The organism is Pantoea sp. USHLN298 (genome assembly GCF_037149395.1).
Classification (GTDB): Bacteria; Pseudomonadota; Gammaproteobacteria; order Enterobacterales; family Enterobacteriaceae; genus Pantoea; species Pantoea astica.
In genome coordinates this window covers 1-277 of record NZ_JBBCRO010000027.1, presented here as the reverse complement: position 1 = coordinate 277, position 277 = coordinate 1, and the positions used below count along the sequence as shown (strand labels likewise).

The 277-nt window shown below is 49.1% G+C and carries 1 protein-coding gene and 1 tRNA gene; one reads left to right on the top strand and one right to left on the bottom strand.

Features of this window, described 5'->3' with window-relative positions; genetic code table 11:
• Nucleotides 1-205 (top strand): hypothetical protein (locus WFK59_RS22030; protein ID WP_336757303.1); only part of this gene is annotated, 205 nt, incomplete at its 5' end.
• Here the strand turns inward: WFK59_RS22030 and WFK59_RS22025 are convergent.
• Nucleotides 193-267, bottom strand: a tRNA-Glu gene (locus tag WFK59_RS22025). The genes WFK59_RS22030 and WFK59_RS22025 overlap by 13 nt on opposite strands.
• Between the last annotated feature and the right edge of the window lie 10 nt (nucleotides 268-277).

Here is a 277-nt window from a genome sequence, read left to right as displayed (position 1 = left end):
AGCATTTGAGAGACTCGAACATGTCGTGTTTTTCATTCTTATTACGGAGAATGAAAACGACATGTCGTTTCAATTTTCAGCTTGTTCCGGATTGTTAAAGAGCAAATATCTCAAACGCGGCTCCGCTGCTTACGCAGCCGAATCGGTTTTGAGATACTTCGTGGAGACACCTTTCACCTGTCACCAAGCAAGTGGCGTCCCCTAGGGGATTCGAACCCCTGTTGCCGCCGTGAAAGGGCGGAGTCCTAACCGCTAGACGAAGGGGACACGATAGTGT